Genomic DNA, 17996 nt, shown 5'->3' on the forward strand with positions numbered 1-17996 from the left:
TTCTCCCCATCAAAGAAGGTCACAGGTCGTCGCCGAGTTCGGCGATCTCGCCGGCGTCCAGGGCGACGAGCGCGAAGGCGGCGGTGCGGTGCGGTGCGGCCGGCGGTTCCGGGGCCGCGGCGATCGCGGCGAGCCCGGCCGGTGTCGGATGCTGGAACACCTCACGGGCGCCGATGTCGATCCCGTCCCGGCGGGCCCGCGCGGCGAGGCGCATCGAGGTGATCGAGTCGCCTCCGAGCGTGAAGAAGCTGTCGTCGGCGCCGACCCGGTCCAGGCCGAGCACCTCGGCGAACAGGTCGCAGAGCACCCGTTCCCGGTCGGTCCGCGGCGCCCGGCCGGACGTCCGCCCGCCGAAGTCGGGGCTGGGCAGGGCGGCCCGGTCCACCTTGCCGTTCGCGGTCACCGGCAGGGCGTCCAGCACCACCACCGCGGCCGGCACCATGTAGTCCGGCAGCACCGCGGCGACCTGCTCGCGCAGCCGGTCCGCGGAGGCCGGGTCGGCCGCCACCACGTACCCGATCAGGCGGCCGTCGCGGGCCAGCACCACCGCCTCGCCGACGCCGGGCTGATCGGCGAGCACCCGCGCGATCTCGCCCGGCTCCACCCGGTAGCCACGGATCTTGACCTGGTCGTCGGCGCGCCCGGCGAACACCAGCTCGCCCTCGCCGGTCCGGTACGCCACGTCGCCGGTCCGGTACATCCGGGCGCCCGGCACGAACGGATCGGCGACGAACCGCTCGCTGGTCAGGCCGGGGTTGCCCAGGTAGCCGCGGGCCAGCCCGGCCCCGGCGATGTAGAGGTCACCGGGGACGCCCGGAGGCAGCGGGCGCAGGAAGACGTCCAGCACGTACAGGCGGCGGCCGGGCAGCGGACGGCCGATCGGCAGCACCGCGTCCACCCGGTCGCCGGGCCCGAACGTCTTCCACGTCGCGCACAGGGTGGTCTCGGTCGGCCCGTACGTGTGCCAGACCCGCAGGTCCGGACAGGCCCGGCGGACCCGCTCGACCGCGGCGGGCGGCACCACGTCACCGCCGGCCGACACGTCGCGCAGACCGGCGAAGGACTCCGGCGCCTCCTGGGCCAGCGCCCGGAACTGCCCGGCGGTGAAGTTGACGGCGGTGAGGCCGGCGGACACGTGCGCGGCGAGACGGGCCGCGTCGACCACCCCCGGCTCGGCGATCAGCACACGGGCGCCGGACACGAGCGGCACCCAGATGTCGTACAGCGACGCGTCGAAGGTGTGCGGGGCGTGCATCAGCACCGTGTCCCCGGGGCCCACCTCCCAGACCGGGTCGCCGGCCAGCGCGGCCACGCCCCCGTGCGGTATGGCGGCGCCCTTCGGGGTCCCCGTCGACCCGGAGGTGTACATCACGTACGCCAGGTCGTCCGCACCGACCTCGACCGGCGCGTCCTGGCCGGGACCGGCGGCGGCCTCGGCCACGTCGATCAGGGGGAGCCCTGAGCCTGCGGCGACACCGGGCCGGGTCAGCACCGCGACGGCACCCGCGTCGGTCAGCATGAACGCCATCCGGTCCGCCGGGTATCCCGGGTCGACCGGCACGAACACCGCACCGGCCCGCCACACGCCGAGCCAGGCGGCGATCACCTCGGGGGACCGCTCCAGCATCACCGCGACCCGGTCGCCGCGGCGGACGCCCCGGTCGGTCAGTGCCCGGGCCAGCCGGCCGGACCAGTCGTCGAGGTCGGCGTACGTCCAGGTCCGGTCCCCGGCCGTGATCGCCGGCGCGGCCGGCGTCGCGGCGGCCCAGTGGCGGACCAGGCCGATCGCCGAGGGCGCGCCGACGGCCGGGGCGCCGGGCTCGAACGGTGCGGCCCCGGCCACGTCCAGGCGGCCCACCGGGGTGCCCGGCGCGGCGATGATCAGCTCCAGGGCCCGGGTCAGGCCGTGCAGGGCCGTCTCGGCGATCCGCGCGTCGAGGGATTCCGGGTGGTACTGGACCTCGGTCTGCAGGCTCTCGCCCGGCATCACGCCCAGGGTGAGCGCGTACGGCGACGCCTGCCGCACCTCCCGCAGGCTCAGGCGCAGGTCGCCCGGGGTGGCGGGCTGGTCGACGTAGTTCTCGAACACCACGATCGTGTCGAAGCCGGCGTCGCCGAGTCTGCGGATCTCCGGCAGTCCGAGGTGCTGGTGGGGCAGCAGGGCGGACTGCCGCTCCTGGAGATCGGTCAGCATCGCCAGGACGGTGGTGGCGCCGTCCAGGCGGACCCGGACCGGCACCGTGTTGATCAGCAGGCCGGTGAGCCGCTCCACGCCGGGTAGCTCGGCCGGGCGGCCGGAGACCGTCGCGCCGAAGAGCACGTCGGTCCGCCGGGTCAGCCGGGCCAGCACCAGCGCCCAGGCGCCCTGCACCAGGGTGTTCAGCGTCAGCCCGTGCCGCCGGGCGAACCCGGTGAGCGCCGCGGTGAACTCCGGCGCGTGCCGGGTCACCAGCGACGACGGCAGTCCCGGGCGCTCGGTGGGGCCGAGGGTCACGCCCTCGACGCCGGCCAGCTCGGCCCGCCAGGCCACCCGGGCCGCGTCCCGGTCCTGCCGGCCCAGCCAGGCCAGGTAGTCACGGTACGAGCCGGCCGGCGCCAGCCCCGCGACACTGCCGCCGGCCCGGTAGATCGCCAGGAGCTCGGCCTCCAGGATGGCCCGCGACCAGCCGTCCATCAGCAGGTGGTGGCTGGTGGTCACCAGGTAGTGCCGCTCCGGGCCGAGCCGGGCCAGCGTCAGCCGCAGCAGCGGGGGCCGGGCCAGGTCGAACCGCCGGGAACGGTCCCTCGCGGCGAGCGCCGTCACCTCGTCCGGGCCGGCGACGTCGCACACGGTCCAGGAGAGCTCCACCGACCGCGGGATGAGCTGGACGGTCTCGCCGGACCGGCGCCGGTGGAAGCACGCCCGCAGCGCCGTGTGCCGGTCGAGGAGCGCCTGCCAGGACCGCCGGAACAGCGCGACGTCCAGCGGCCCGTCGATGAGCTGCGTCTGCTGGATGAGGTAGAGGTCCGGCGCCTGGTCGTCGGCCGAGGCCTGGTAGAGCATCCCCTCCTGCATCGGGGACAGCGGCCAGACCTCGGCGAGCGCCGACGCCGGTGACGTCGTCGAAGTGGTCACTGATGGCCTCCACTGAGTCGAGCGGCGATCGCCTCGAAGCCCTCGATCTCGTCCTGGTCCAGGTCGAGGAGATCGAAATCGGACGCGGTATGTCCCCCCGCGGTCGGATCATCTGCCTGACCGGCCAGAGCGGACAACGTGTCCAACCAACCGCCGCCCACCCGCTCGGCATCGGCGCTGGTCAGTCGCCCGTCCGCCCAGCTCAGCGTCAGTCGCAGCCGGGGCCCGCCGGGCCCGTCCTCGACCACCGCGTCGGCGTCCAGCACGTGCGGCAGGCCCAGGTCCGGTCCCATCGCGCCGCCCACCGACCCGCCCGGCGCGATCCGGCCCATGTAGTTGAAGCCGATCCGCGGCGACGGCAGCGCGGCCAGCACCGGCCCGGTCTCCGGGTTGAGGTGGCGCAGCAGCCCGTAGCCGAGGCCGTCGCCGGGCACCGCGCGGGACTGTTCCTTGACCCGTTTGAGCAGCTGCCCGGGTGTCGTGACACCGGTCGGGTCCAGGCGTACCGGGTGCACGCTGGTGAACCAGCCGACCGTGCGGGACAGGTCCAGACCGTCGACCGGTTCCCGGCCGTGCCGCTCCACGTCGATCAGCACGGCACCGCCCCGCCCGCCGGTCACCGCACCGGCCAGCCCGGCCAGCAGCACCTCGTGCACCCCGCAGAAGTACGCCGCCGGGACCCGGGTGACCAGCGCCCGGGCAACGTCGCCGAAGAGTTCCCAGGAGCGGGTGCGCACGCCGCCCGGCGGGGCCGTGAGGTCGCCGATCGCACGGTCGTCCCCCGGCCCGACCAGCGCGCGCCAGGCCGCGAACTCGCCGGCCCGTGCCGGGGAGAGCGCCTGCTGACGGGACAGCTCCGCCCAGCGGCGGAACGACACCGGCACCGGGTCCAGGGCCGTCCCCGCCCAGGCGGCCCGCAGGTCGGCCGCGAGGATCCGCCAGGAGACCCCGTCCACCACCAGGTGGTGGGCCACCAGGGCCAGCCGTCCGGGCCGGTCCGGGCCGGGGTCCACCAGCACCGCCCGCAACACCGGTCCGGTGGACGGATCCAGCCGTGCGGACTCCTCCGCCGCGCACCGGTGGGCCACCTCGTCCACGTCCCCGTCCGCCGCGACGCGGCGAAGCGGGACCGATCCGCTCGCGCCGACGGTCAGCCGCCCGGACTCCACCCGGGCCCGCAGCATCGCGTGGGTCTCCACCAGTGCGGTCAGCCCCCGGATCAGGGTCTGCTCATCCATCCCGGCGGGCACCTCCACCACCACCCACTGGGTGAAGCCGGCCGACAGCACCCCGTCGCCGAGCAGCCGCATCACCGGGGTCCGGGGCACCTCGCCGACGCCGTCGTCCGGCGCGGCGCCGTCCGGGTCCGGCCGCTGCGCGCGCGACGCCACCCGGGCCAGCCGTTCCGGCGTCCGCTCCGCGAAGACGTCTCGGGTGGCGAAGGTCAGGCCGGCGCCCCGGGCCCGCGACACCAGGAGCATCGAGGTGATCGAGTCGCCGCCCACCGCGAAGAAGTCGTCGTCGGCGCCGGCCCGCTCCAGGCCCAGGACCTCGGCGAACAGGTCGCACAGCACCCGCTCACCGGCGGTGCGCGGTTCCCGGCCGGTCGCCCCGGCGACGAATCCGGGATCCGGCAGCGCGCCCCGGTCGATCTTCCCGTTCGGCGTCACGGGCAGCGCGTCCAGCGCGATCACCGCGGCCGGCACCAGATGCCCGGGCAACTTCAAGATCATTTCCTGGTGTACGCCGTCCGTGTCGACGCCGGCCGGAGTGACGTACGCCAGCAGCCGATCGGCCCGTACCGTCACCACGGCCTGCGCGACACCCGGATGAGCCGCCAGCGCCGCCTCCACCTCACCGGGCTCCACCCGGAACCCGCGGACCTTCACCTGGTCGTCGGCCCGCCCGGCGAACACCAGCTCACCCTCGCCGGTCCGGTACGCCAGATCGCCGGTCCGGTACATCCGCCCGCCCGGGACGTCCGGGTCGGCCACGAACCGGACCGCGGTCAGCGCCGCCCGCCCGAGGTAGCCGCGGGCCAGCCCGATGCCGGACACGTACAGCTCACCGGTGATCCCCGGTGGCACCGGCCGCAGGAACGCGTCCAGCACGTGGCACCGGCTCCGGGTGATCGGCGTCCCGATCGGCACCACCGTCCGGCCCGGGGTGAGCGGCGCGCTCATCGCCGCACACACCGTCGCCTCGGTCGGCCCGTACGCGTTGATCAGCCGGAACCGCCGCGCCCACCGCTCGGCCAGACCGGGCGGACACGCCTCGCCGGCCACCACCACGGTCCGCAGCGACGCCGGCAGGGTGCCGGCGGTGGCCAGCACCGACGGCGGCACCGTCACGTGGGTGATCGCCCACCGGTCCAGCGCCTCGGCCAGCGACACCCGTGGCGGCAGGTCCTCCTCCGGCGCCAGCACCAGCCGCGCCCCGGACAGCAGCGCCATCAGCACCTCGGACACCATCGCGTCGAAGCCCAGCGCCGCGAACTGCAGGACCCGGGCGTCCGGCGTGACGGCGAACCGGTCGATCTGCGCGGCGGCCAGGTTCCCCAGACCGGCGTGCGCGACGACGACGCCCTTCGGCGTGCCGGTCGACCCGGACGTGTAGATCACGTAGGCCGCGTCGTCCGGGAGCACCCGTGGCAGCCGGGTCTCCCCCGCCGGGCCGGTCCCCTCGACGGCCGGCAACCGGCCCTCCCCCGCCGGGCCGGTCCCCTCGACGGCCGGCAACCGGCCCTGCTCCGCCGGGCCGGTTTCGTCGACGGCCAGCAGCCGGTCCGCGAACCCGGCTGGCGCCACGGCCCGGGTCGCCGCCGCGCACAGCACCAGCGCGGGGTCCGCGTCGGCCAGGATCAGACCGATCCGCTCGGCCGGGTACGCCGGATCCACCGGCACGAAGGCGGCGCTGGCCAGCGCGGCCCCGAGCATCCCGGCCACCCACCAGGACGACCGCCCGACCAGCAGGCCGACGCGGTCGCCCGGCCGGACGCCCCGGGCGGTCAGCCGGCCGGCCAGGCCCACCGACCGCGCCCACAGCTGCGCATAGGTCCACTCACCGTCGCCGTCCGCCACGGCCACCGCGTCCGGGCGGGCCCGCACCACCCGTTCCACCAGCGCGGGCAACGTCTCCGCCGGGCCGGCCACCGGCGGCTCGGCCGTCAGGGGTGCCCCCGTGCCGATCCGGCCGACCGGCCGGGACGGGTCCCCGGCCACCGTGGTCAGCACCCGGACGAACGACTCCAGCACCGACTCGGCGACCGTCTCGTCGATCCGCCCCTGCCAGTAGGCGAGCTGCATCCGGATCCGGCCGCCCGGGATGATGCCGAGCGTCAGCGGGTAGTGGGTGCCCTCGACCGTGCCCAGGTAGGTGAACCGGCCATCGAAGTCCCGCGAGTAGTTCTCGAACACCAGCAGCGTCGCGAACGTCGCACCCGCCCCGGCCGCCTTCTGGATCTCCGGCAGCCCGAGGTGCTGATGCGGCATCAGGGCGACCTGCCGCCGCTGCAGGCCGGCGAGCAGTTCGGCGAACGGGCGACCGGCGTCCAGCGTGACCCGGACCGGCACCGTGTTCATCATCAGGCCGGGCATCGACTCCACACCCGGCAGCTCCGCCGGGCGGCTGGCCACCGTGGTGCCGAAGACCACGTCGGTACGCCGGACCAGCCGGGCCAGCACCGTCGCCCACGCGCCCTGTGCCACCGTGTTCAGCGTCAGGCCGTACGCGCGGGCCGTCGCCGCCAGCCGGGCGGAGAGTTCCTCGTCCAGGTACGCGACGCGGAAGCCGTACCCGGTCCCGGTCTCCGACCGGGTGATCGTCGCCGGCTCGTCCAGACCGGCCAGCTCGGCCCGCCAGGCCGCCCGCGCCGCCTCCCGGTCCCGCCGGGCCAGCCAGGCCAGATAGTCCCGGTACGAGGCGACCGTGCCGGCCGGCTCCGGGAGCGATCCGCCGTTGTCGTACGCCGCGGCCACCTCGTTGAGGACGATCGACACCGACCAGCCGTCGCTCAGGATGTGGTGGTGGACGACCAGCATGCGGTGCCGTCCGTCGCCGTACCGGATCAGCACCAGCCGCAACAGCGGCGGCGACGCCAGGTCGAAGCGCCGTTCCTGCTCCTGCCGGGCCAGGTCCCGGACGGCGGTGTCGACGTCGTCGGCGCCGGCCGCCGTCACCTCCCGCCAGGGCACGGCGGCGTGCCGGGCGGCGGCCTGCACCGCGGTCCCCGACGCCAGCCGGTGGAACCCCATCCGCAGTTCGGGATGCCGGGCGACGACCGCGTCCCAGGAGGCCCGCAGCCGGGCCGGGTCGAGCGGCCCGTTCAGCTCCAGGATCCACTGCCCCTGGTAGATGTCGAGGCCCTCGTCGTGCAGGGTGGTCTGGAAGAGCAGTCCGGCCTGCAGCGGCGCCAGCGGCCAGACGTGCTCGGCGTCCGGCGCGACGATCGCCAGTTCGGCCTCGTCCGCCGCGGTCAGGGTGATCAGCGGACGGTCGTCGTCACCGTCCGGCACGGCGCGGCCTGCCGCCGCCAGCAGCGCCGGGGTGCTCGCCGTGAAGATCTCGGCGTAGGTCATCCGCAGGCCGGCCCGGGCGGCCCGGGCGGCCAGCCGCATCGCGGTGATCGAGTCGCCGCCCAGGGCGAAGAAGTTCGCGTCGGCGCCGACCCGGTCCAGGCCGAGGACGTCGGCGAACAGGTCGCACCACAGGCGCTCGGCCGCGTTCTCGGGCGCCCGGCCGCCGTCGTCCGCCGCGGCGGGGGCCGGCAGCGCCGCCCGGTCCACCTTGCCGTTGCCGGTCAACGGCAGCGCGTCCAGGGCGACCAGCACGGCCGGGACCATGTACTCCGGCAGCACCACGCCCAGACGCTCCCGGATCAGGGCCGGATCCGCACCGGTCACCACGTACCCGATCAGGCTGCCCTCGCGCGCCACCACCACGGCCTCGGTCACCTCCGGCTGCGCGGTCAGCGCCGCCTCGACCTCACCCGGCTCGATCCGGAAGCCACGGATCTTCACCTGGTCGTCGGCCCGCCCGGCGAACAGCAACTCCCCGGCGGCGGACCACTGGGCGAGGTCGCCGGTGCGGTACATCCGCTGCCCGGGCGCGGACGGATCGGCCACGAACCGTTCCGCTGTCAGGTCCGGCCGGCCCAGGTAGCCGTCCGCCAGGCCGGCGCCGGACAGGTACAGGTCGCCGATCACGCCCGGCGCCACCGGCCGCAGCGCCGCGTCGAGCACGTACGCCCGGCGCCCCGGCAACGGACGGCCGATCGGCAGCACCGGCCCCAGGTCGTCGCCCGGTGCGATCAGGTGCCAGGTGGCGCACAGGGTGGTCTCGGTCGGCCCGTACAGGTGCCGGATGCGCACCGCGGGACAGGCCGCACGGACCTTCGCCACGGCGTGGACCGGCACCACGTCGCCACCGGTCAGCACCTCCCGGAGCCCGGCGAACGACTCCGGCGACTCCTCGGCCACCGCGCGGAAGCTGCCCGCGGTCAGGTGCGCCCGGGTCACGCCGGACTCGCGCAGCCGCTGGGCGTCCACCGGCCCCGGGGCGGCGATCACCACCCGGGCGCCGGAGACCAGCGGCACCCAGAGCTCCCAGAGTGAGGCGTCGAAGGCGTACGGGGCGTGCAGGAGCACCGCGTCACCGGGTTCCACCGCCCAGCCGGGGTTCCCGACCAGCTCCGCCACGCTGCGGTGCGGGACCGCCACGCCCTTCGGGGTCCCGGTCGAGCCGGAGGTGTACATGACGTACGCCGTGTCGCCCGGACCGGCCGTGGTCGCCGGCGCGACGCCGTCGCCCTCCTCGCCGATCACCACCGGGGTGATCCCGTCCGGCGTCCGGTCCCGTCCGGCGGCCGAGCAGACCAGCCAGCGTGCGCCCGCATCGGCGGTCATGAACCCCACCCGCCGGGCCGGCTGGGCGGCGTCCACCGGCACGTACGCCGCCCCCGCCTTCCAGATCCCGAGCAGTGCCACCACCAGGTCGGCCGAGCGGTCCATCAGCACCGCGACACGGTCGCCGCGCCGGACGCCCCGAGCCGCCAGGTGCCCGGCCAGGCGTCCGGCGCGCTCGTCCAGTCGCCGGTAGGTCAGCGTCCGGCCGCCGTCGGTCACCGCCACCGCGCCGGGTGTCCGGGCCGCCTGCCGGGCGATCAGATCGGGCGTCGTCGGAGCGGTCTGTGTTGCGGAGTCCATCGTTCCCCTTCACCTGCGTCCGGTGCACGGTCAGCCGGCCAGCATGGTCTGGCCCGGGAAGTCACCGCCGGCGGGCAGCACGAAGTAGTAGCCGCCGCCGAACGGCCGGAGGAACCGTTCCAGCGCCTCGCCGGCCAGCCGGCGCTGCACGGTGGTGAAGCCGAGTTCCACGTCCCGCTGGAAACACACGAAGATCTGGCCGGCGTCCGTCCCGGCCAGCCGGTACGCGTGGCCCCGGCGCAGGATCGGGCGTTCCCTGCCGGTGTGCGGGTAGGCGCGGCGGATGTGCGCGTCGAGCGGGATGATCGCGCCGTCCGGGTCGGCCGCGAACTCCACCACGTCGTCCACCGCGTCCCGGCCCAGGGGGACGCCGGAGTCCTTGTGCCGTCCGATCACCCGTTCCTGGCTCCGGGCCGGCTGTGCGTCCCAGCCCGCCCGGTCCAGCCGGATCAGCCGGACCACCTGGTAGGTGCCGCCCACGCACCAGGCCGGTTCGTCGTCGCCGGGCTGGACCCAGACGCACCGGTCCATCACCGCGGGGTCGGTGGTGTCCGGGTTCCCGGCGCCCTCGGTGAAGCCGAACGGGTTGCGCTCCCGGTGGGTTCCGGCCAGCCGCCAGCGCGGCTTCAGACCGGGACGGGGTACGGCCAGCGCGGCGCTGATCCGGTCCCGGGTGTCCGCGCCGATCTGCACCAGCAGGTCGCCGTGACACCAGCGGGGGTCGGGGGCGTCGCCGCGGAACGACGGCATCGGGGTCAGCCGGCGGGGGCGTTCGATCCCGTACCGGCCGTCGAACAGGGACGCACCCGCGGCGACGGTCACCGTCGTGCCGGTGGCCGGTGAGCTCAGCGCCTCCAGCGCCGCGGCGAGGCCGGCCCGGTCCGGGGCGGTCACGTCGAACGCCACGTACTCGGTCTCGGGGTGCGGCGCGGTGACGACGCCCGGTTGCCGCCGCACGGCGACGGGTTCGGACGTCCCGGCCGGCTCGACGGTGCTGCACCCGGCGAGCCCGGCGACGCCGATCAGGACGGTACGACGATCGACGGTCATCGCTTGCCGAGGACGTAGAGCTCACCGTTGTTCTGGGCGTAGATCCGGCCGCGGGGGTCCAGCGTCACCGGGGTGTACGCCGAGGCGATCGTCTTGGACAGGAACACCTTCTCCAGCTGGCGGCCCCGCTTGTCGACGACGTAGAAGTGGCCGTCCGAGGAGAGCCCGTAGACGGTGCCGTCCCTGTCGACGGCCGGCGCGCTGATGCACCATTCGAAGCCGTTCGGGTGCCGTCCCTCGTCGACGCAGCTCACCGTGTCGTCCGGGAGCCGCTCGCAGTTGCGGGTCTCGGTGCTGGTGTGCGACCACTCCTTGTCGAGGTTCGCGTCGAGCCGGGTGATGTTGTGCGGGCCCTCGCCGTAGTTGAGGTCCTTGACGTACATCGAGTACGTGCCGTCGTGGCGGTACACCGCCGGGGTGATGTCCCAGCCGTAGTCGAAGTCGGCCACCGGGCGGCCGGTCCGGTCGAACTTGAGCAGGTGGCCGCGGGAGCCGTTGTAGAAGTTCCGGGTGCCGTAGACGACGCCGCCGTCCGGCAGGACCACCGGGGAGGCCGTACTGCCGTCGTCCACCCCACCGGCCGGCTGCAGATTCGTGTACGGGTCGACGCCGAGCGCCGAGCCGGGCCGGCAGTCGAACGGTTCGGTGCCGTACGGGACGAGCACGCCGCAGCCGTCGTTGAGGATGCCCCGCAGCGAGGTGGCCCACTTCAGGGTGAGGTCGTTCCGGAGCGCGACCACGTACCCGTAGTTCCGTCCGCCGGAGCGGTTGTGCGCCCGGGTGATCGTGTAGATGGTGCCGTCCGGGCCGACAGCCGGGGAGACGCTGATCGCGGCCCGCTGGGAGAGGCAGGGCGACTGGCGGGGCAGGGTCGGCGTGCCGTCGGGTTGCGGCGCCGGCGGGAACGGCAGGTCGTCGCCGTCGAACTCCTCGTAGCAGAGATCGGTGGCCCGGGGCGCGCCGGGGATGAGCGTGCGGTAGTCGACAGTGCCGACGGTCCGGTCCGGGGTGACCCGCACCAGCCAGCTGTGCACGTCGTCCAGGCCGCCGGCCGGCTCGCTCCGCAGGACGTTGTAGTACAGGGTGCCGCGGTCGTCGAGGGTGAGCCCACCGGCGGTGAACGCCGCGGGGTCGACGGTCCGGCCGAACGGGTTGATCCGCTGGACCAGCCGGCCGCTGTCCTTGGCGAGTTGCAGGACGGTCCCGCCGGCGCCGGGCACGTAGAGGTGGTCCTCGCTCATCGCGGACTGGAACAGGCTCTCCTTGCCGACGATCCGGCTGGGCTTCCAGTCCGAGGTGTACGACCAGGTGGGCACCAGCTCGCCCTGCTTCCAGCGCAGCGCCTGCACCGACCAGGTCTGGCGTTCCAGGTTGCCGGGGTCCTGCCCGCAGGGCGCCGGCGTGCCCGAGCCGGGCGAGTCGCAGCTGACGTAGGCACCGCCTTTGCGGAGCACGAAGACGTTGCCGTCGCCGTCGGCCAGCGGTGTGGGCAGGTGCACCGGGATGTAGCCCCCGAACTGGGACTCGCCGGCCTCCTGTTCCGCGAAGGGGTCGACCACCAGGCGCGCGAGCAGCTGCAGATCGCGCTGACCGGGGGCACACGACTGCCCGGTGTGCGCGGCGTTCTGCCCCCACTGGGTCCAGTCACAGTCGGGCCGTTTTCCGGCGGCCGACACCGGCGAGGTCACCGACAGCACCATGGCCGCGACGACCCCGAAACGCACGATTCGACTACTCATCGACTCAGGCTACCGATATGCATTGATGTCCAACGATATGAATAGCCCCTTCCGGATTCCCGGAAGGGGCTTGGAGAAGCAGCGGGACGGGTCAGCCGGCCAGCTCCGCGATCAGGCTCTTCGGTCGCAGGTCGGTCCAGTTCTCCTCGACGTACGCCAGGCACTCCGGACGGGTCGCCGCACCGTGCACCCGGGTCCAGCCGGCCGGCGTCTCGGCGAACGCCGGCCACAGCGAATGCTGACCCTCGTCGTTGACGAGTACGAGGAAGGACCCGTTCTCGTCGTCGAAAGGATTGGTCATCGTCGCGTCCTCCCACTCGGCGCCGCTCGGCGTCGGCGGCATCGCCATCATGCGGAACAGCGCGGGTGTCCACGAGACGGTCCAAGCGTCCGTTCCGGACGCTTGGACGTCACTGATCGGCAGGCGGGGCGACCGGCAGCCGCACCACGACCCGCAATCCCCCACCGGTACGCGGGGTGAGGGTCAGGGTCCCGTCGTGCGCGTGCACGATGGCCTGGACGATGGCCAGACCGAGGCCGACCCCGGCATGGTCGCCACGGATGCGCTCGGTGCCGCGCTGGAACGGCTCGGTGAGGGTGGACACGGCCTGCGGGGTGAGCTCCGCGCCGGTGTTCTCCACGGTCAGGGTCACGCCGCCGGGCCGGACGCCGGTGACGACCTCGACCGACCCACCGGCCGGCAGGTTGTGGACGACCGCGTTCTGGACCAGATTCGTGGTCAGCTGCAACAACAGGACCGGCGAGCCCAGGGTTTCGGCCACGTCGCCGGTGACCTCGACGGTGACACCGCGCTTCTCCGCGAAGGGCAGGAGCGTCTCGGCCGCCTCCTCGGCGATCAGCGAGAGGTCGACCGGCTCCGGGGCGAAGGCGCGCTGCTCGGCCCGGCTGAACAGCAGCAACGCCTCGGTGAGGGCGATCGCCCGGGCGTTGACGACGTGCAGACGGTCGATCACCTCGCCGGTGACCCGCTCCGGATCACGACGCGCCACGTCGAGCAGGGCCTGCGTGATCGCCAGCGGGGTCCGCAACTCGTGCGACGCGTTGGCGGCGAACCGGCGCTGCTCGGAGACGTGCGCCTCGAGCCGGTCGAACATGACGTCGAAGGCGTCGGCGAGCTCGTGGAACTCGTCGCTGCGACCGGGCAGCCGGATCCGGTGGGAGAGCGATCCGTGCGCGACCAGCCGGGTCGCCTCGGTGATCCGCCGCAGCGGGGCGAGCATCCGGCCGGCCAGCAGCCACCCACCCAGGAGGCCGAACGCCAGCAGGAACACCAGCACCTCGGCGGCCCGCGGTGCGAACGCCTCCAGCAGGGCGCCGCGGCTCGGGCTCTTCAGGTCGGGGACGCCCAGACCGGGAACCTGCTTCATGTCCGGCAGGCTCGACGGCGCCGGCGGATCCGGCACGTACCGCAGCAGGAACACCCACACCACGCCGAGCAACAGCACCCCCGCGACCATCAGGAAGCCCGCGTAGCTGAGGGCGAGCTTGAGGCGGACGCTGCGGCCGGCCGGCCTATCCACGGTCGGGTTGCGGACTGATGTGGTATCCGACGCCGGCGACGGTGCCGATGAGCCAGGGCTCGCCGAGCCGCTTACGCAGCGCCGACACCGTGATCCGGACGGCGTTGGTGAACGGATCGGCATTCTCATCCCACGCTCGTTCCAGGAGTTCCTCCGCGCTCACCACCCCGCCCTCGGCGCCGACGAGGACCTCGAGCACGGCGAACTGTTTGCGGGTGAGCGCCACGTACCGGCCGTCACGGTAGACCTCGCGGCGGAACGGATCCAGCCGCAGCCCGGCGATCTCGCGGACCGGCGGCCGGCTGTGCGCCCGCCGGCGGTCCAGGGCGCGCAGCCGGAGCACGAGTTCGCGCAGGTCGAACGGCTTGGTGAGGTAATCGTCGGCACCCAGCTCGAAGCCGGTCGCCTTGTCGGCGATCCGGTCCGCGGCGGTGAGCATCAGGATCGGCATCCCGCTGCCGGAGGAGACGATCCGCTCGGCCACCTCGTCGCCGGGCGGGCCGGGGATGTCCCGGTCGAGGACCGCGATGTCATACGTGTTGATACTCAGCAGCTCGAGTGCGGTGTCCCCGTCGCCCGCGATGTCGGCGGCGATCGCCTCCAGCCGCAGCCCGTCACGGATGGCTTCCGCCATGTAGAGCTCGTCCTCGACGATCAGCACGCGCACGCCCCGAATGCTACGGACCGACCCGTATCGTCGGCCTATCCAAAAACGCATACGTATCGGAAACATAACGCAGAGTCACCTGACCCTTGCGTCACATCAGGATACGCCCGGGATTTGCCGTGCCTCGTACCATGGAAATCATGCGTGTGCTGGTCGTGGAGGATGAGCTCTACATGGCGGAAGCCATCCGCGACGGTCTGCGCCGTCAAGCGATCGCCGCCGACATCGCCGCCGACGGGGATACCGCGCTGGAATTACTCAGCGTGAACCCCTACGACATCGCGGTGCTGGACCGGGACATTCCGGGCCCGACCGGCGACGAGATCGCCGAGCGGATCATCGCCTCCGGCAGCGGGATGCCGATCCTGATGCTCACCGCCGCCGACCGGATCGACGACAAGGCGACCGGGTTCGAGGTGGGCGCCGACGACTACCTCACCAAACCGTTCGACCTGCGCGAACTCGTGCTCCGGCTGAGGGCGCTCAATCGTCGCCGCGCCCACAGCCGGCCGCCGGTCCGCGAGATCGCCGGGCTGCGCGTGGACTCGTTCCGCCGCGAGGTCTACCGCGACGGACGCTACGTGGCACTGACCCGCAAACAGTTCGCCGTGCTCGAGGTGCTGGTCGCCGGCGAGGGCGGGGTGATCAGCGCCGAGGAGCTCCTCGGGCGGGCCTGGGACCGGAACGCCGACCCGTTCACCAACGCCGTCCGGATCACGGTGTCGGCGCTGCGTAAACGGCTCGGCGAACCCTGGATCATCGCCACGGTCCCCGGTGTCGGATACCGCATCGACACCGGGCGCGACTCCAAGAACTAGCTCGGATTCGCGATGGGGAAATCGAAGTACTCGTCCGGGTACGGCTCGTCGCGCAGCGTGTAGTGCCACCACTCGTAGTCGTACCGCTTGAACCCCGACTCCTCCATGATGGTGCAGAGGTGCTCGCGGTTCTTCGCCTCGTCCGCCGTGACGCCCTCCGCCCCGTGGTGGGAGATCGGGTCCATCACGTCGTGGTCGCCGCCCATCGCGACGATCTCGCCGGTGTTCCGGTCGTAGATCGTCAGGTCGACCGTGCTGCCCCGGCTGTGGCCCGACTTGGTCGCCACGTAGCCCTGGTCGAACATGTCCGGACGGTCGATGTTCGGGTAGTGGCGCTCCTTCTTACGGCCGTCCTCCGGCTCCTCCGCCCAGCGGATGAAGTTGTCCACCGCGCGCTGGGGACGGTAACCGTCCCAGAGGAGGAGGCCGAAGCCGAGAGCCGCGGCCTTCTCCTCCGCCAGCGCCAGGGCGGCGCACAACGCCCGCGTGCCGACGATCCGGTTCACCACATAACCGTCGACCGGCTTGCCGGTGAAGTTGTCCCAGGTCGCGTACTTGGCGTCCCAGCGGATCCCCGGCACGAGTTCGTCGACGAACGCGAAGTCGTCGTGCATCGTTACTTCGCCTCCGGCAGGGCCAGGGAGACGATCCGGTCGATCACCACGCCGAGCGGCAGGCCGGCGGCGGCCATCATGCGCGGGTAGCGGCTGTACGAGGTCAGGCCGGGCAGCGTGTTGACCTCGTTGAGGACGACGGTGCCGTCCTCCTTGAGGAACATGTCGACCCGGGCCAGGCCGCGGCAGCCGAGCGCGTGGTAGATCTCCTTCGCGGTCTTCTGGACGAGCTCCCGCGACTCCGCCGAGATGTCGGCGGGCACGATGAAGGAGGAGTTCTCGGAACCCTGCTCCGGGGCGTCCTCCTGGTGGATCCGGAAGAAGCCGCTGGAGAGCGCGACCCGGTCGACCTCACCGGTGAACAGGTCGTCGCCGGCGCCGAGGACGGCACAGCCGATCTCGCTGCCGATGACGGCCGCCTCGACCAGCACCTTGGTGTCGAACTCCCGGGCGGTGTCCACCGCGTCCTGGAACTCGTCCTTGCTGGTGACCTTGGTGACGCCGAACGACGAGCCGGAGCGGGCCGGCTTCACGAAGACCGGGTAGGTCAGCTGGTCGGCGTCGAACTCCTTGCCCGGGGTGAGGACCCAGAACTGCGGCGCGGCGATGCCGGCGCTGCTGACCACCGCGTACGTCAGGGACTTGTCCATGCAGACGGCCGAGCTCTGCACGTCACAGCCGACGTAGGGGATGCCGGAGAGCTCGAAGAGGCCCTGCATGGCGCCGTCCTCGCCCAGCTTGCCGTGCAGGACGGGCAGCACGACGTCGAGGCGGACCTCTTCGTACTTGCCGTCGTCCAGGACGAGCAGGCCGTGGACCTTGCGGTCCGGGGAAAGCACGGCCGGGCGGACGTTGGCGGTCTCCCAGTCATCGGCCGGGCCGTCGCAGAGCAGCCAGGAACCGTCCCGGGTGACACCGATCCAGAACGGCTCGTACTTCTCGACGTTGAGGCTCTTGGCGACCTCGCGCGCCGACTTCACCGAGACGGGGTGCTCCTCGCCGACGCCCCCGAAGATGATGCCGAGCTTCAACCTAGCCATGCTGCTTTCCCCTCTCAAACTTCATGCAGTTCACGAGACCGTTCTCCACGGTGTCGCTGAGCGCATGGTCGGTAAAATAGGCCATGTGCGGACTGATGAGCACGTTCGGCATCTCCTGCAACCGAACCAGCGCCTTGTTCTCGATGGGCTCGTTCCGGCGATCCTGGTAGAAGATCCCTTCCTCTCCCTCGAGGACATCCAGCGCCGCGCCACTCAATCTGCCGCTTTCCAACGCAGAGACTAGGGCCTCGGTGTCGATCAGTGGACCGCGCCCCGTGTTGATGACGTACGCGCCGTTCTTCATCTGCTCGATGCGTTCACGATTGAGGATGTGGTGGGTGTCCGTGGTGAGCGGGGCGTGCAGCGAGACGATGTCACTGTCGCGCACCAGTTCGTCGAGGGGAACGTAATGTGCCGAGGTGGCGTGGCGGTTATCGTAGGCGAGGATGCGGCAGCCGAATCCGACCAGACGGTCGATGACCGCCGAGCCGATCCGGCCGGTGCCGATCACCCCGACGGTCAGGTCGCGCAGTTCCCGGCCGCGGGTCTCGCCGAGCCGGTAATCGTGGGCGTCGGTGCGCTGGATCATGGACTTCGCGGAGCGCAGCACCATGAGCATCAGCATCAGGGTGAAGTCGGCGACGCTGTCCGGCGAATAGGGGCAGTTGCCGACGGCGATGCCGACGCTCTGCGCATATGCGACGTCGATGTGGTTGTAACCGATGCTGCGGGTCGAGATGTACTCCACCCCGACGCGGCTGAGCGCGAGAAGCGTCCCGTTGCTGATCCTGGTCTTGTGGCCGACGCTGACGCACCGGTTGCCGAGTGCTAGTTCGACATTGTCCTCGGTTACCGCCGCCTCCGTGATGGTCGGCAGAACGCCGAAGCGAGGCGCCAGCTCCCGGAACAGCGCGGCCTCGTCCTGGGCGCATCCGTAGATCGTGATTCCCGTCGTCGACGCGGACGGGGAGGACGATGACGTCAGCGACCGGGCACCCGAGGCCGCGGTTCGTGTTGGTTCGCTGTAACCCATGCGCACAGTCAAGGGAACCTGTTGTTGCCAGCACGTATGCGGTTTTTGATACGCGGACGATACGTGACCGGCCTGTGCTGGGCGCACTCCTCCAGTGAAGGCATTCCGGTGTTGCGAGCACGTATGAGATTTTCGATACACCGACGATATGTTTACCGCGCGCTACGGCGTACACC

11 protein-coding genes are annotated in these 17996 nt (G+C 72.6%); 1 reads left to right on the forward strand and 10 read right to left on the reverse strand.

The genetic code is table 11. The features are described from left to right. Positions 1 to 19: 19 nt before the first annotated feature. The 7 genes from QSK32_RS12815 to QSK32_RS12845 form a co-directional block, all read right to left on the reverse strand. Positions 20 to 3115, reverse strand: coding sequence for a non-ribosomal peptide synthetase (locus tag QSK32_RS12815; protein WP_045739871.1), 3096 nt, complete (start codon positions 3113 to 3115; stop codon positions 20 to 22). Next, positions 3112 to 9318 (reverse strand): non-ribosomal peptide synthetase, encoded by a 6207-nt coding sequence (locus tag QSK32_RS12820; RefSeq protein WP_285471997.1) that lies wholly within the window; start codon positions 9316 to 9318, stop codon positions 3112 to 3114. Before QSK32_RS12820 ends, QSK32_RS12815 begins: the two co-directional genes overlap by 4 nt. 30 nt (positions 9319 to 9348) lie before the next feature. Continuing rightward, positions 9349 to 10368 (reverse strand): Dyp-type peroxidase, encoded by a 1020-nt coding sequence (locus QSK32_RS12825; protein ID WP_285471998.1) that lies wholly within the window; start codon positions 10366 to 10368, stop codon positions 9349 to 9351. Further along, a complete protein-coding gene (locus QSK32_RS12830; protein WP_285471999.1) occupies positions 10365 to 12107 on the reverse strand; it encodes a hypothetical protein in 1743 nt (580 codons plus the stop codon). Before QSK32_RS12830 ends, QSK32_RS12825 begins: the two co-directional genes overlap by 4 nt. A gap of 91 nt (positions 12108 to 12198) precedes the next feature. Continuing rightward, positions 12199 to 12408, reverse strand: coding sequence for an MbtH family protein (locus QSK32_RS12835; RefSeq protein WP_045739971.1), 210 nt, complete (start codon positions 12406 to 12408; stop codon positions 12199 to 12201). 109 nt (positions 12409 to 12517) lie between these two features. Further along, positions 12518 to 13648 (reverse strand): sensor histidine kinase, encoded by a 1131-nt coding sequence (locus QSK32_RS12840; protein ID WP_285472000.1) that lies wholly within the window; start codon positions 13646 to 13648, stop codon positions 12518 to 12520. After that, positions 13641 to 14315: a response regulator transcription factor gene (locus QSK32_RS12845; RefSeq protein ID WP_045739867.1), complete on the reverse strand. Its 675-nt coding sequence runs from the start codon at positions 14313 to 14315 to the stop codon at positions 13641 to 13643. The genes QSK32_RS12840 and QSK32_RS12845 overlap by 8 nt, the downstream gene beginning before the upstream one ends. A gap of 140 nt (positions 14316 to 14455) precedes the next feature. On the opposite strand from QSK32_RS12845, the gene QSK32_RS12850 reads away from it, so the two are divergent. Further along, positions 14456 to 15133, forward strand: coding sequence for a response regulator transcription factor (locus QSK32_RS12850; RefSeq protein WP_045739970.1), 678 nt, complete (start codon positions 14456 to 14458; stop codon positions 15131 to 15133). On the opposite strand, the gene vanX is transcribed toward QSK32_RS12850, so the two are convergent. Genes vanX through QSK32_RS12865 form a run of 3 tightly spaced genes read right to left on the reverse strand, consistent with a single transcriptional unit; the run spans position 15130 to position 17820 of the window. After that, the gene (gene vanX, locus QSK32_RS12855) at positions 15130 to 15747 is read right to left on the reverse strand and encodes a D-Ala-D-Ala dipeptidase VanX (RefSeq protein ID WP_285472001.1); all 618 of its coding nucleotides are present in this window, start codon (positions 15745 to 15747) and stop codon (positions 15130 to 15132) included. The genes QSK32_RS12850 and vanX overlap by 4 nt on opposite strands. Positions 15748 to 15749: 2 nt before the next feature. Beyond that, positions 15750 to 16787, reverse strand: coding sequence for a D-alanine--(R)-lactate ligase (vanA, locus tag QSK32_RS12860; RefSeq protein ID WP_045739865.1), 1038 nt, complete (start codon positions 16785 to 16787; stop codon positions 15750 to 15752). Beyond that, a complete protein-coding gene (locus tag QSK32_RS12865) occupies positions 16780 to 17820 on the reverse strand; it encodes a D-isomer specific 2-hydroxyacid dehydrogenase family protein (protein ID WP_285472002.1) in 1041 nt (346 codons plus the stop codon). The genes vanA and QSK32_RS12865 overlap by 8 nt, the downstream gene beginning before the upstream one ends. Positions 17821 to 17996: the final 176 nt, after the last annotated feature.

This window comes from Actinoplanes sp. NBRC 101535 (assembly GCF_030269225.1).
GTDB classification, from domain to species: Bacteria; Actinomycetota; Actinomycetes; order Mycobacteriales; family Micromonosporaceae; genus Actinoplanes; species Actinoplanes rectilineatus.